The 13,636-nt window shown below is 64.5% G+C and carries 9 protein-coding genes, 2 pseudogenes and 1 other annotated feature (1 of these 12 cut by a window edge); of the genes and pseudogenes, 6 read left to right on the top strand and 5 right to left on the bottom strand.

The annotated features are described in order from the left end of the window. Window positions 1-787 carry the beginning of a ShlB/FhaC/HecB family hemolysin secretion/activation protein gene (locus OCUBac02_RS22810; protein WP_173048958.1) on the bottom strand. The gene continues 914 nt to the left of window position 1, outside the view, so only the first 787 of its 1,701 coding nucleotides appear in the window; it begins with the start codon at window positions 785-787; the stop codon falls past the left edge of the window. 180 nt (window positions 788-967) lie between these two features. Here OCUBac02_RS22810 and OCUBac02_RS22805 point away from each other — a divergent pair, with 180 nt between their 5' ends. Further along, window positions 968-2,197 carry a FecR domain-containing protein gene (locus OCUBac02_RS22805; RefSeq protein ID WP_173048956.1) on the top strand — a complete coding sequence of 410 codons (1,230 nt, stop codon included), beginning with the start codon at window positions 968-970 and terminating at the stop codon, window positions 2,195-2,197. Then, window positions 2,194-4,944: an EAL domain-containing protein gene (locus OCUBac02_RS22800; protein WP_173048954.1), complete on the top strand. Its 2,751-nt coding sequence runs from the start codon at window positions 2,194-2,196 to the stop codon at window positions 4,942-4,944. The genes OCUBac02_RS22805 and OCUBac02_RS22800 overlap by 4 nt, the downstream gene beginning before the upstream one ends. A 272-nt stretch (window positions 4,945-5,216) precedes the next feature. Here OCUBac02_RS22800 and OCUBac02_RS22795 read toward each other — a convergent pair. Together OCUBac02_RS22795 and OCUBac02_RS22790 are read right to left on the bottom strand one after the other, a co-directional pair. Further along, window positions 5,217-6,184, bottom strand: a pseudogene (locus OCUBac02_RS22795) (quinone oxidoreductase family protein). Window positions 6,185-6,235: 51 nt separating this feature from the next. Further along, window positions 6,236-6,802, bottom strand: a complete 567-nt coding sequence (locus OCUBac02_RS22790) for a TetR/AcrR family transcriptional regulator (RefSeq protein WP_173048952.1) — start codon at window positions 6,800-6,802, stop codon at window positions 6,236-6,238. A 214-nt stretch (window positions 6,803-7,016) separates the two neighbouring features. Between OCUBac02_RS22790 and OCUBac02_RS22785 the strand changes: the two genes are divergently transcribed. Beyond that, window positions 7,017-7,784 carry an alpha/beta fold hydrolase gene (locus OCUBac02_RS22785; protein WP_173049811.1) on the top strand — a complete coding sequence of 256 codons (768 nt, stop codon included), beginning with the start codon at window positions 7,017-7,019 and terminating at the stop codon, window positions 7,782-7,784. A 207-nt stretch (window positions 7,785-7,991) separates the two neighbouring features. Next, window positions 7,992-9,757 (top strand): annotated as a pseudogene (locus OCUBac02_RS22780) (cytochrome c biogenesis protein DipZ). Between the two features lie 109 nt (window positions 9,758-9,866). Here the strand turns inward: OCUBac02_RS22780 and OCUBac02_RS22775 are convergent. Next, the gene (locus OCUBac02_RS22775) at window positions 9,867-10,319 is read right to left on the bottom strand and encodes a cytochrome P460 family protein (RefSeq protein WP_173048950.1); all 453 of its coding nucleotides are present in this window, start codon (window positions 10,317-10,319) and stop codon (window positions 9,867-9,869) included. Between the two features lie 78 nt (window positions 10,320-10,397). Further along, a complete protein-coding gene (locus OCUBac02_RS22770) occupies window positions 10,398-11,450 on the bottom strand; it encodes an alpha/beta fold hydrolase (protein WP_173048948.1) in 1,053 nt (350 codons plus the stop codon). A 320-nt stretch (window positions 11,451-11,770) separates the two neighbouring features. Between OCUBac02_RS22770 and OCUBac02_RS22765 the strand changes: the two genes are divergently transcribed. Together OCUBac02_RS22765 and OCUBac02_RS22760 are read left to right on the top strand one after the other, a co-directional pair. Further along, window positions 11,771-12,169: an organic hydroperoxide resistance protein gene (locus tag OCUBac02_RS22765; RefSeq protein ID WP_173048947.1), complete on the top strand. Its 399-nt coding sequence runs from the start codon at window positions 11,771-11,773 to the stop codon at window positions 12,167-12,169. A 47-nt stretch (window positions 12,170-12,216) separates the two neighbouring features. Beyond that, window positions 12,217-13,448, top strand: a protein-coding gene (locus OCUBac02_RS22760) for an IS3 family transposase (protein WP_173048946.1) whose coding sequence is annotated in 2 segments (ribosomal slippage) — window positions 12,217-12,508 and window positions 12,508-13,448 — 1,233 coding nt in all. Because the reading frame shifts where the segments join, the coding sequence is not laid out codon by codon here. Then, window positions 12,501-12,617 (top strand) — a sequence feature (AL1L pseudoknot). Its footprint overlaps the gene before it by 117 nt. Window positions 13,449-13,636: the final 188 nt, after the last annotated feature.

Raw genomic sequence — 13,636 nt, 5'->3', positions numbered from 1 at the left:
TGAGGCTGTCCCCCGGTATCAACATGGAATTGATTGCGACGCTGCCCGATGCCTGCCAGGGGCCCGACGAAGAGGAACCCATGTTGTCGATGGCCGTTGCGCCATAGAGGCGCCAGCTCTTGGTCTTGACGCCGAGGTGAAAGCGACCTGACCCGGGCGATGTCTCATCGAGCGTCGTGTCCACGACCTTGATTCCTGGCCGCTCGTTAATCAGGAGTAGCTGGCGCTCCATGGATGCGAAGCTCGACGGGCGCTCCTCCGTGAGCGGAGCCAGAAGGCGCTGCAGCCCGAAGGTGGCATCCGCCCCGGAGACGCTGACCTGCTCGATCACGCCCTCTACGACGGTTACCTTCAGCGTGCCCGAGCTCATGTCCTGCGGCGGGATCAGGGCCCGGCTGAGGTGAAAGCCCGCCTCGCGGTATCGCGCGGTTATGGCGGCCGCGATCGCGGCCAAATCCTGAGCAGATAGTTCCCGATCGAGATAAGGCCGATAGGAAGCTGCCAATTCGCTGGCAGGTAACGCGGTCGCGCCCTGCAGCTCGATCTTCTTGAGCCGGAACAGCGGTGTCCGATCCTCAGGCTGCGTTCCGGAACCGAGTGAGGGAAGCGCGACGGGACTGCGGCGCTCGTCCGCCTCACGTCGTTGCGCCTGCGTCTCGACACCGAGGGCTGCCGGTCGCAAAGGGGTCGCGGGAGGCAATGCTTGCGCGCAAACCGGCACGGCGATGAACTGCGACAAGACCATCGCGGCAGCCGTTTTGCGCTTGATGCGCGAGCTTTTGATCATTCGTGAACGCCCGCCTGCCCATCCTGTTCTTTAATGAGGAGTGAACGGAAACGGTTAATGAAGAGTAAGTATTAAGGATTGCTCCGCGGCCGGCGGCTAAGTTTCTCTTCATCGCTTCGTGCTTAGGTGGAATTCCCTACGCTTCCAGCACGGAAGCTTCCCGCCTCAAGGAATGAGTGCATGACGGGCCGTTTCGCATTCTGGCTCGCAGCCGCTGCCGCATTGATCTGCGTCTCCGTCCTGCCCGCTGCGGCGCAGAATAACACCTGGAAGGTCGCGAAAACGTCCGGGGAGGCCTGGATAGGCTCCGCAAGTCATCCCGCTTCGCTGACGCAGACGACCGAATTGCGCCCGGGCGATTCCATCCGGACCGGGCGTAACGGGCGCGTTCTCCTCATACGTGGCCAGGAAACGATCCTGGTGTCGCCCAATTCCGCCATCAGCCTGCCCGAGGCCGGGCGATCGGGCCTGTCGACGATCATCCAGCAGGCTGGCACCATCATGCTGGACGTCGAAAAGCGGAACGTGCAGCATTTTGAAGTCGAGACGCCTTATCTCGCTGCGGTGGTGAAGGGGACGCGTTTCCGCGTTTCGATCGCTGGAGGCCAGGCGAAAGTCGATGTCGTGCGCGGCCAGGTTCAGGTCACCGATTTCCGTTCTGGCGAGTATACGCTGGTGAACCCGCAGCAATTCGCGCGATCGTCCGGTACCGGCGCGCCCGGCCTGAAGCTGGGTGGCAGCGGAGAGCTTGGCGCCGTCACGCGCGGACCGGCGCAGGCCCCGCGCGTGCAACCGCTTTCGGTCCCGGCCGGCGGGCTGAAGCCCGATGCCGGCTCGGTACCCCTTCGCAGCAACGCTCGACCCACGACGTCGGCGCGCGCGCCCGGCTCCAGCCAGCCCGTCATCGCCCGTATGCCGGGAGGCGGCGCGCGCATCGTTGCCCCGATCGGAGAACTGCACCTCAACATCCGCGAGGTCACCAACGGAATGGCGCGCAACCAAGGCGCCGACGGCTCGAAGAGCAAGAGCTTGTCGAGCCGCCTTCAGCCCGGCAACGGCGGCAACGACATCCGACTGGACAATAGCGGATCGGCCGGCCCGAACGGCAATGGCGCATCGTCAGGGTCAGCCGTTTCCGGGGCTCTGGCCTCAGGCTCTGCTGCCGCCGGCGTTATTGTCTCAAATGCCGCGACGGCCGGAATCGGTCTCGGAGGCGGCGGCCAGAACGGTCAGAGCGGCCAAAATGGTCAGAATGGCCAAAGCGGTCTGAACGGACAGAGTGGCCAGAATGGACAGAACGGCAGCGGCCTCCTCGACGCTCTCATCGACAATCGCGGCCGCGGCAATGCCTACGGCCTGCTCGGCGGGAATGGCATTGGCAAGGCACTGGGCCTGGGCAAGAAGAATTGAACGCGGCCGTACAAGGGAGCCGGGGCGCCGCACAAGGTTGGAAGGCCAAGGCTGGAGGGCTGCTGCTCCCTTTCCGGTCTTACCTGTTCGCCCTCCTGGCCGTGGCGCTCGTCGTTCTGGCTGGAGCGCATACCCGCCTGCGTGAGACGGTGCTGGATGCACGTTTTCACGTAGTCAAGCGGGCGCCGTCTGGCAGCATCGCCATGGTCGAGATCGACCCTCGCTCGATTGCTGCTGTCGGGCGCTGGCCTTGGCCCAGGTCGCTCCATGCCGAAATGGTTCGTAAGCTCGCCGAACTGGGCGTGACCGACATCGCCTTCGACGTCGACTTCAGCGCCCGGTCGATCGATGCGGAGGACAGGAGATTCTCGGAGGCCCTCAAGGGTGCTGGCGGCAGCGTTATACTGCCTATCTTCAGGCAGGTCGCCTCTGGCGCGAGCAGCGTTCGGCAAGGCTATGTGAACCGCCCGCTCGCCATGTTCGAAGCGGATGCCTGGCTCGGCATGGTCAACGTCGCGCCTGACCGGGATGGTGTCGCGCGCGATTTCAATTTCGGCGCAACGATCGACGGCCAGTTCATCCCCTCGATCGCCGCGCTGCTGGCGGGATTGCACGAACCTGCCACACCGGATTTCCGGATCGATTTCGGCATCGACAGCAGCGCAGTGCGCGGCGTGCCCTATATCGACATTCTCCGCGGGAACGGGGATCTGGGAGCGGTCCTGAGTGGCAAGAAGGTCATCGTCGCTGGAACGGCCGCAGAACTCGGTGACCGTTTCGTGGTGCCTGGTGGGCAGGTCATCCCCGGAGCCTTGCTGCAGGTCCTTGCTGCGGAATCCATGCTGCAGGGCAGAACCCTGCGAACGACCACGTTCGCGCTTTCGCTTGCACTGCTGTTCGTGCCGCTCCTTGTGGCGTTCGTGCTGAGACGGCGTCGCGCGCGGCACAGGATAGTCGCGGTGATCTCTGCGGCAATCGCGGCAGAAGCAGCGGCAATTGCGATCCAGTCTGTCTATCCCGTCGCGATAGACACCTCATTGCTCCATGTTGCGGCTTTCGCTTACGCGCTGATTGCGCTCGTCGAGGAGGTGGACCTTCGCGGCTTGCTTCGCCTCACGGCGGAAAAGCGCTTCAACAATGTAGCCATGTCGTTGTCGGATGGACTGGTCTGCATCGACCGAGACGGCCGGATCTCGATGTCTAACGAAGCCGCGAGCCTGATTTTCGGGTTCGATGCATCGCGGATGCGGAGCTTACAATTCGCCGAGCTGCTGGCAGGCGAAACTGCCGGAAAAGTCCCCGGCGCCTTTCCGAACATCAATGCCCAGGTTCATGAGGAGACGGGGCGGCGCGCCAACGGCGAGCTCTTTCCGCTGGAATGTAGCTGGTCCGTCTGGGAGACACCCTCCGGTCGGCAGTACGGCGTCGTGCTGCGTGATATCTCCGAGCGCCGCCTTCAGCAGGAGCGCATTCGATATCTCGCGGAAATGGACCCCGTTTCGGGCCTTCCCAACAACAACAGCCTGATTGCCGCCCTTAACGACGCCGTTGGGCGGGGCGAGCCTCGACGGCTCATACTTGCAAGCCTGTGGCACTTCCGCCGGATGCGGGATCTCGAAGGACAGACCTTCGCAGATGCGCTCATCCGCGCCGCGGCCGCCAGGCTGAGATCCAAGCTCGGTCAGGGGATGATCCTGTCACGGAGCGACAGCGACGAATTCGCGATTCTGCTGCCGGCAAGCCAAGCCGATGTCGATCATCTCGCGACATCCCTCATCGAGACGTTCCGCAACGAGCCGCTCGAAGCCGAGGGTCGCGCGGTACGCGTGCCGGTCGTCCTCGGCCATGCCGGTTCCGAGGAGGCCGCCGATCCGGAGGTCTGGCTCGGCAATGCCCGCTTCGCGCTCGCCGCGGCTCAGCGGCAGGAGTCCGAGACCGCCGTCAGCTTCGCGCCGGGGATGCGAGACGAGGTCGAGAAGCGGATGGCCCTGGAAAACCGGCTGCGCCAGGCGCTCGCAGCCGGAGAATTCGAACTGTTCTATCAGCCGCAGGTGGATCTCCAGACCCGCTCGATCGTGGGCGCCGAAGCCCTGATCCGCTGGCATCACCCAGAGCGCGGCTACGTCTCGCCCGGCGAGTTCATGCCGGTGATCAACGGCAGCTCACTCGCGGACGGAGTATCCGCCTGGGTCCTTGAAACCGCGATTCGCCAGGCTGCCATCTGGCAGCAGCGGGGAACGCCCCTGCGCGTCGGCATCAATCTCTCTCAGTCCCAGTTCACGGCGGGAACGCTTGCGATGGAGGTCGCCCGCCTTCTAGAGATCACCCGGCTCGATCCGGCCTGGCTTGAACTCGAAGTGACGGAAGACATCATTCTCGACGATATCAGCCGTGTCAGGGCGATCCTCGGATCGTTGCGCGAGCTCGGTGTCCACATCGCGTTCGACGATTTCGGGACGGGTTACGGCAGCTTGACCTCGCTGCGTGACTTCCCGCTCGATACCATCAAGGTCGATCAGACCTTCGTTCGAAAGCTTGAGTCGGGCAGCGAGAATGCCGCGATCGTCGCGGCCACCATCGAGCTGGGGAAGGCGCTGGGGAAATCGATCATCGCCGAGGGCATCGAAACCGAGGCGGTTGCCGCGCTCCTGACCACGCTAGGCTGCCAGGAAGGCCAGGGCTACCTCTTCGGTCGGCCGATGCCCGCTCGCGAGCTTGAAAAGACTTGGCTACGTTGGGCAGCGTAGGAGGCCTTATCGGGCCCGGCTGCTCATCTTGTAACGAGTCTTCGATCGAGCACGGATTGCCCGAGCTGCAATTCTGTAGAGTGAAATTCACCCGTCCAACGATGCAGGTAGATCCTTCGCGGAGCGAACGCTGTTTGGGCACTGCAATTTCACCACGCCAAGGGTGCTCGGGCCAACATTCCACCCCGAACCGTAGCGTCCGCTCTCATTTAGGGCACCAACGTCAGCTACTAATCAGCATGCTGCCACCCGACCGGTATTGCTTCCCTCAATCACGGGATCAGAAGCAATTTGCCGGTCGTCTTGCGGCCTTCCATGTCCGAATGGGCTTGCGCGGCCCCGCTCAGCGAATATGTGCCTCCGACCCGGACATCGAGCCGGCCCTCTGCAACCCAATCGAACAAGCGCGTAGCGCGGGCGCGCAGCAGGTCAGGCGTCGGGATATGGTCGAAGAAGACCGCGTAGCCGATCTTGATGCTCCGCGGCAGGCTCAGATGTCGAGCGGACCGGGACCGCCGAGCACGGGCCCGAACCAGCAAAGGGTACCGCTCCGGCCCAGGGAATCGATCGAGCCTTGGAAGGTCGCGGGTCCCGAGCCGTCATAGACCACGTTCACGCCTTTCCCTCCTGTGAGGCGCCGCACTTCGGCTGCGAAATCTCCGGCTGGGTCCACGATGACATGGTCGGCGCCGGCGGCCTTCGCGCTGACGACTTTGTCCTGCGTCGAGACGCGGCCGATGACATGGCCGCCTCGCATCTTGATGATCTGGGTCAGCAGCAAACCCAGCCCTCCGGCGGCCGCGTGAACCAACGCCGTGTCGCCGGGCCGCACCGGGTAGAAGTCCGTCGCGAAATGGCTTGCCGTCAGCCCCTGCATCATCACCGCTGTAGCGGTCCGGTCGTCGATGCCGTCCGGTACCGGGACGAGTGCGTCGGCAGCGATCACCGCGCGATCGGCATAGCTGCCAGGAGCATAAACCCAGGCGACGCGGTCGCCTGCCTTGACGCTGCGAACCTGTGGTCCGACCGAGACTACCCTTCCGGCTCCCTCGACGCCGAGGGGTTTGGGGTTGGGCTGCTCCGTCCAGGCGATGCCCCGCCTGACCCCGACATCCATGAAATTGACCCCGGCCGCCGCAATCTCGACCAGCGCCTCGTTCGGGCCGGGGTGCGGGTCGGCCCGTTCCGCAAGGCGCAGAACGTCGGGGCCACCGATCCCGGTCATTTCGATCACGCGCATGATGTCGTCTCCTTATTTGAATGATCAGTCAAAAATTGGCCAAAGAAAAAGTCAGCGGAGAGCCCGCAAAGCCAATGCTCCCAAGGCGCGCAGCCTCGTCTCGCCGGCGCCGCTGCGGCCTGCGATCCGGATTCCTGCGATGCTGGCGACCAGGAATGTTGCGACATCGTCTGGGTTCAGTTCGGCGGAGAGATCGCCCTCCGCCTGAGCTGCGCGGATTGTCTCGGCCATGGCCGCATGCAGGCCGCGGCTCGCGGCCGTGCGGATGTCGACGAGATCGGCCCGCGTCTCGCCGAATTCGCAGATCGAACCCACGCCAAGACAGGGCGTGGGCGCGGTCCCGACCACCCTGTCGATCATCCGCCTAATACCTGCCATTGCGCGATCTCCGCCATTCAAAGCGGCGATATGCGCACTCGTTTCGGCTACGGCATAGGCGCGCACGGCTTCGCAATAGAGCCGCCACTTGTCCCCGAAGGTGTCGTAGAGGCTTTGGCGGCCGATCATCATCGCATCGGTCAGCATTCCGGCAGAGCTTCCTTCATAGCCGTGCTCGCGGAAAACCTCGATCGCGGCCGTCAATGCTTGGTCCCTGTCGAATTCCTTGGATCGTGCCATGTCCAGTCGATAATAATTCTGGAACGAAAAGTCAAAATAAAAATGCGCGACCCGCGCTCCGGCGCCGATCGCTTCGTAACGGACTGTGTCGATCGGCTATCGGACACACTCCCTTACATCTGGCGAGTTGGCGGACACATTGGAGAAACACCTCCTTGGCCTATGGCGGGACCGTCACGAAGCACAGGACTTCGACATGTCCCTCCATGCTCAAATGTTTGCCGCTCTCGCCGCCGGAGCAATCCTCATGGCGGGACCGGCTTTCGCGCAGCCGAAGCCTACCGTCGTTCTAGTGCACGGCGCCTTCGCCGATTCCGGAAGCTGGAACGGCGTCATCAAGAAACTGGGGTCGGATGGCTATCCCGTCATCGGAGCTGCCAACCCCCTGCGCAGTGTCAAAGGCGACGCGGATATCGTCTCGACGATTCTGTCGAGCGTCAAAGGGCCGGTCGTCCTCGTCGGCCATTCCTATGGCGGGGCTGTGGTCTCCGGCGCCGCGAAGGGCCATGACAATGTGAAGGCGCTCGTCTACGTCGCCGCCTTCGCGCCGGACGCAGGCGAAAGCGCGATCGAGCTCAGCGGCAAGTTTCCCGGCGGCACGCTCGGCTCGGCCCTGGCTCAGCCCGTGCGCCTGCCCGATGGCGGGAACGATTTCTACATCGACCAAGCCAAGTTCCGCGATCAGTTCGCCGCCGACGTGCCGGTGCCGCAAGCGAAGTTGATGGCCGCGGGGCAGCGCCCGGTCGCGGAAGCCGCCCTGAAGGAGCCTGCCGGCGCACCGGCCTGGAAAACCATCCCGTTCTGGTTCGTCTATGGCAGCGCCGATAAGAACATCCCCGCCGCGGCGCTGGAATGGATGGCGCGTCGCGCCCGCTCGAAGGAGACGGTCGTGGTGAAGGGAGCCTCGCATGTCGTGATGGTTTCCCATCCGGGAACAGTGGCGAAGCTGATCGAGCAGGCGGCGCGGACCGCCGGCAATTGATCATCATCGCGGCGGCCGAACGGCCGCTGCCTTTCGCCGATGTCGAGTATCCCCACGCCTTTATCGGCGCCTCCTGCCAGCACTCGGATACATCCGCTTACAGATCGACCCGCGGGGAAAACATCCGGGATACGTCCAAGCGTTTGAGTGCAGGCCTAACGGCGGCGAGCGCGACAAGCAGCGGTCCCGCCTTTCAGAGGATTTGCCATGACCCTGTTCGTCGCCTCTTATGTTGCCGGCGTGCTGACCATCCTCAGCCCCTGCATCCTTCCGATCCTGCCCTTCGTCTTCTCCCGCGCCGGTCAATCCTTCAGCCGGAGCGCTCTGCCGATGCTGGCCGCCATGGTCCTGACCTTCGCGGTCGTTGCCAGTCTGGCGGCGATCGGGGGGAGCTGGGTGGTGCGGGCCAACGAGGCCGGGCGTTTCGTGGCGCTCGCGCTGCTGGCAGTCTTCGGCGTGACCCTGCTCTCCCCGCGCGCGGCGGCATTCTTCCACCGCCCCCTTGTCGCGCTTGGACAGCGGCTATCCAAGGAAGGAGCCACCGGGCCACGATCCGTTGGTGGCTCGCTGCTGCTCGGCGCCGCGACCGGCCTGCTCTGGGCGCCCTGTGCGGGCCCGATCCTCGGTCTGGTGCTGACCGGCGCTGCCTTGCACGGAGCCAATGCCGGAACGGCACTGGCGCTGGCAGCCTATGCGGCGGGCGCTGCGACCTCGCTCACTGTCGCGCTGCGGGTCGGCGGAGAGGTGCTGGCTGCAGTGAAGCGCGCATTGGGTATCGGCGAGCGCATCCGCCAGGGCCTCGGCGTCGCGGTGCTGGCAAGCGTGCTGGCGATCGGCTTCGGGCTCGACACCGGGCTGCTCACGAGACTTTCCTTCGCGGCCACCACCGGCATCGAGCAGAGCCTCCTCGACGGGCTCGGCCATGATGGCGCAGCCGCCCTGCGCGTCGCCGAGAATGATGCACGGAGCGGTGCGGGAATGGCGGCCCAGCCCTATCGCAGCATGCTGCCGGATCGTGGAGCGGCTCCGGGTTTCGCCGGCGCGGTGAGCTGGCTCAATACAGCTCCCCTGAATGCGGATGAGCTGCGGGGCAAGGTCGTGCTGGTCAATTTCTGGACCTATTCCTGCATCAATTGCATCCGCACCTTGCCCTATGTCCGCGCCTGGGCGGAGAAGTATCGGGATCAGGGCCTTGTCGTGGTCGGTGTCCATACCCCGGAATTCGCCTTCGAGAAGAAGGTCGAGAACATCCGGCAGGCCGCGGCCCGGTTTGGAATCGATTATCCGATCGCCGTCGACAATGATTTCAGGATCTGGCGCGCCTTTCGCAACAGCTACTGGCCGGCGATCTATCTCGTCGATGCGCAGGGCCGGATTCGCCACACCCAGTTTGGTGAGGGCGGCGAAGCGCTCTCGGATCGCTCCATCCAGGATCTCCTCGCCGAGGCTGCCGGCCATCGCAAGGCGGCGTCGAACTTCGTGAACCCGCAGGCATCCGGCGCCCAGGCCGCGCCGGATCTGGCGAATATCCGCTCAGGGGAAGCCTATCTCGGCTATTCCAAGGCGTCGGGCTTCGCCTTGCCGGAAGGGATTACGAGCGACCGGCCGCACGACTACAGCGTCGGCAAGCTCAGGCTCAATCAATGGGGGCTCGACGGCAGCTGGACGGTCGGTGCGGAGAGCGCCCGGCTCTCCCGCGCCGGCGGCGGCATCGCCTTCCGCTTCAGCGCTCGTGACCTGCATCTGATGCTCGGCCCGGACCCAACGGGCGGCCGGTCCGGTTCCGGGTCACGGTCGATGGCAAGCCGCCTGCTGCCGATCGCGGAGCCGATATCGACGCGGCCGGAAACGGCACCGTCTCGGAGACCCGGCTCTATCAGCTCGTCCGCCAATCCGGGGACGTTCGGGGGCGCGTCTTCGAGATCCGCTTCCTTGATGCCGACGCGGAAGCCTATGCGTTCACCTTCGGGTGATTGCATCGGCGATGCGGCATCGCCGGCCACAAAAGGAAGGCGCCCGGAGCAAAGCCCGGGCGCCTTCTGATTGTATCGGGAAGGGCAAGCCGCTGTCGCAGCCGCGCGATCAGGGTGCGAGGCGGGTGAAAACGTAGTCCCGACTCTTCACCAGCGTTTCGCAGCCCCAGCAGGTTTCGTGTTGGTCCTGGTCGACAGGCTTGCGATCGACGAAGCAGCCGAAACCCCAGCCGCCGGTCGCTGCATAGCGCTTCCAATCCTTCACCATCACCTGCACGGTGGTTGCCATGCGGGGAACGAGCGCGGATTCGAATTCGGGCGACTGGATGTGCTTCCAGGCCAGCTTGACCAGTACCGACCCGTCCGGGAAAGGCGGGGTCCCAGCCCGATAGGTTGCCAGTGCCGTCTCGTTGCCGACGACGGCACGTAGTTCGTTGAGCGGCTCATGCTCCAATGCCGGAGCGACCAGCTTCCATTGCCGGTAGCCGTCGGGAATCGTGATGCCATCGATCGGCGAGGCCGGCTTGGGCTCTGCCTCGCTTCGCGCAAACCCACCGAACATAACGACGGCGGCGGCCCGAAGGCCGCCGCCGCACAGGTTGTCAGGGATATCGGCTTCATTTGTGCGATCTCTCAGATCTCAGAGCCTGTCGGCATCGATGATCGCCCGGGCGAACTCCTGCGGCGCCTCCTGCGGCGGATTATGGCCGATGCCACCCTTGAACAGCCGGTGCTCGTATTTGCCGGTGAAGCGCTTTGCATAGGCTGCCGGTTCCGGATGGGGAGCGCCGTTGGCATCGCCCTCGATGGTGATGGTGGGAACGCTGATGCTCGGGAAGGCCGCGAGCTTCTGCTCCAGCGCATCGAACTGCGGCTCGCCCAGCGCAAGACCGAGCCGCCAGCGGTAGTTGTGGATCGAGATCGCGACATGGTCGGGATTGTCGAAGGCCTTGGCCGAGCGCGCGAAGGTGGCGTCGTCGAACTTCCACTGCGGCGAAGCAAGCTCCCAGATCAGCCGGGCGAAGTCATGGGTGTACTTCGCATAGCCGGCAGCCCCCCGCTCGGTGGCGAAATAGAACTGGTACCACCATTGCAATTCGGCCTTGGGCGGCAGCGGCGGCTTGTTCGCGTCCTGGCTGCCGATGAGATAGCCGCTGACCGAGACCAGCGCCTTGACGCGCTCGGGCCAGAGCGCTGTGACGATGTCGGCGGTGCGTGCCCCCCAATCATAGCCGCCGATGACGGCCTTCTCGATCTTCAGCGCGTCCATGAAGGCGATGATGTCGGTGGCGAGCGCGCCCTGCTGCCCGTTGCGCGGGGTATCTGCCGACAGGAAGCGGGTCGAGCCGTAGCCGCGCAGATGGGGCACGAGCACCCGGTATCCTGCCTTGGCCAGGATCGGCGCGACATCGACATAGCTGTGAATGTCATAGGGCCAGCCATGGAGCAGCAGGACAGGCGGTCCGTCGGCAGGGCCGTCCTCGGCGTAACCGATATCGAGCACGCCGGCCTTCACCTGCTTGAGCGCGGCAAAGGTCGTGTGCCCACCCGGCGCTGCCGCCAACGAGGCGGCCGGAGACGACGAACGCGCCTGGGCATAGGCACCGCCTATGGCGGCAAATGGGGCGAGCGTGGCCCCCAGTGCAAAGGCGCTCAGAAGACTGCGACGGGGCTGATCGATCTGTTCCGACATGGCTCTCTTCCTGATTGAAGGTTGCGGCAAGAAGAGCCCGGCGCCTGTGTCGAGGCTGTGTCGGCGTGGGCGGGATTTGTAACCGTTCGCTCGTTTCAAAGGGTGCGATACACGCGGATACAAACCGCTCGCCCGTCCCCGTGCCGCATCGCGGGCCAATGCGGACGGACGGTGCCGCCCGTGCTGCAATGTATCGAGGCGCCGAGGAAACACGTTTCGTTACAAATCGGCCCGTTTCGCAAAACAATCACGACATCCCGGTTTGGGAAAAGCTCCGCCACCCGCCGCCGCTCATGGCGGCGCCAGAGATGGAGCGTTCCATGCCCACGATCGAGAAGGTCCTCTATACCGGCCGCGTTCAAACAACCGGTGGCCGCGACGGCGCTTCGCGCAGCTCCGACGGTAAGCTTGATATCAAGCTGTCGCCTCCCGGCAGCGCCAGTGCCGGCACCAATCCCGAGCAGCTCTTCGCCGCCGGCTGGTCGGCCTGCTTCATCGGCGCGATCGGCCTGGCCGCCGGCAAGCGCAAGCTCGTCCTGCCGGCAGACCTCACCGTCGATGCCGAGGTCGATCTCGGCATGACGGACGGTGCGTATTTCCTGCAGGCACGCCTGCGCGTCAGCCTTCCCGGCCTCGACCTCGAACTGGCGCAGAGCCTCGTCGATGAGGCTCACCAGACCTGTCCCTATTCCAAGGCCGCGCGCGGCAACATCAACTGAACCGCCCCGGATTTGTCGGAGGCCCGAACTCCTGAGAGGATGGGGCTATGACGAGCAAGACGACGAACAAGTTCTCGCCTGAGGTGCGTGCCCGCGCGGTGCGGATGGTGCTGGATCACGAGGCCGAGCATCCGTCGCGCTGGGCGGCGATCACGTCGATTTCAGGCAAGATCGGCTGCACGGCGCAGACGCTGAGCGAGTGGGTGAAGAAGGCCGAGGTCGACAGCGGCCGCAAGCCCGGGCTGACGACGGATATGGCGGCCAAACTGAAGGCTCTCGAACGAGAGAACCGCGAACTGCGGCAAGCCAATGAGATACTGCGCAAGGCGTCGGCGTATTTTGCCCAGGCGGAGCTCGACCGCCGACACCGGTCATGATCGCCTTCATCGACGAGCATCGTGGGGCCTATGGGGTCGAGCCGATCTGCAAGGTGCTGCCGATCGCCCCGTCAACCTACCATGAGCATGTCGCCAGGCGGACCGATCCCGGGAAGCAGTCGGCTCGGGCGAAGCGGGACCTGGAGCTGAAGCCGCAGATCGAGCGCGTGTTCGGCGAGAACTTCGAAGTCTACGGCGCGCGCAAGGTCTGGCGGCAGATGTTGCGCGAGGGGTTCGACGTCGCCCGCTGCACGGTTGAACGCCTGATGGCCGAGCTCGGCCTGCAAGGCGTCATTCGCGGCAAGCCCCTCCGCACGACCGTTCAGGACAAGGCGGCGCCGTGCCCGCTCGACCATGTCAACCGGGTGTTCCATGCGCCGGCGCCGAACATGCTGTGGGTCTCGGATTTCACCTATGTCAGCACCTGGTCGGGCTTCGTCTACGTCGCCTTCGTGATCGATGCCTATGCTCGGCGGATCGTCGGTTGGAGGGTGTCGCGGACGGCCCATGCCAGCTTCGTGCTCGACGCGTTGGAGCAGGCGCTGCATGAGCGACGGCCCATCCATCGCGGCGGCCTCGTGCACCATTCTGACAGGGGGTCTCAATATGTCAGCATTCGATACACTGAGCGCCTCGCCGAGGCTGGCATCGAGCCCTCCGTCGGCAGCGTCGGCGACTCTTATGACAATGCTCTCGCAGAGACGATCAACGGACTCTACAAAGCCGAACTGATCCATCGGCGCGGGCCGTGGCGATCCTTCGAGGCCGTGGAGTTCGCGACGCTGACCTGGGTCGACTGGTTCAACAATCGCCGGCTGCTGGAGCCCATCGGCAACATCCCGCCGGCCGAAGCAGAAGAACGCTACTACGCCATGCTGGATGAGCCAGCCATCGCGGCGTGACTCAAACCAAACGGCCTCCCGCGAAGCCGGGGCGGTTCATTATGGGGCAGGCGCAAACCCTATAAGGCGTGTCCGTTCTGCGGTCATTTTCGATGTCAGGTCTTGGCGCTTGGCCGCGTCTTCATAATTTTGCGGGTATTGCAGCTTGGCATACTGCAACTTTAGGTTCTATCCTGCCTCCGCTGGGG

This window comes from Bosea sp. ANAM02 (genome assembly GCF_011764485.1).
In the GTDB taxonomy this organism is placed as follows: Bacteria; Pseudomonadota; Alphaproteobacteria; order Rhizobiales; family Beijerinckiaceae; genus Allobosea.
The sequence above is the reverse complement of the archived record's forward strand: the minus strand, read 5'-3'. Positions and strand labels throughout refer to the sequence as shown.

Bases quoted from the DNA above. Each gene is read 5' to 3' on its own strand.
- OCUBac02_RS22790 (WP_173048952.1), bottom strand. From the start codon at position 6,802: ATGGCACGATCCAAGGAATTCGACAGGGACCAAGCATTGACGGCCGCG.
- OCUBac02_RS22805 (WP_173048956.1), top strand. From the start codon at position 968: ATGACGGGCCGTTTCGCATTCTGGCTCGCAGCCGCTGCCGCATTGATC.
- OCUBac02_RS22775 (WP_173048950.1), bottom strand. From the start codon at position 10,319: ATGTTCGGTGGGTTTGCGCGAAGCGAGGCAGAGCCCAAGCCGGCCTCG.
- OCUBac02_RS22770 (WP_173048948.1), bottom strand. From the start codon at position 11,450: ATGTCGGAACAGATCGATCAGCCCCGTCGCAGTCTTCTGAGCGCCTTT.
- OCUBac02_RS22785 (WP_173049811.1), top strand. From the start codon at position 7,017: ATGTTTGCCGCTCTCGCCGCCGGAGCAATCCTCATGGCGGGACCGGCT.
- OCUBac02_RS22765 (WP_173048947.1), top strand. From the start codon at position 11,771: ATGCCCACGATCGAGAAGGTCCTCTATACCGGCCGCGTTCAAACAACC.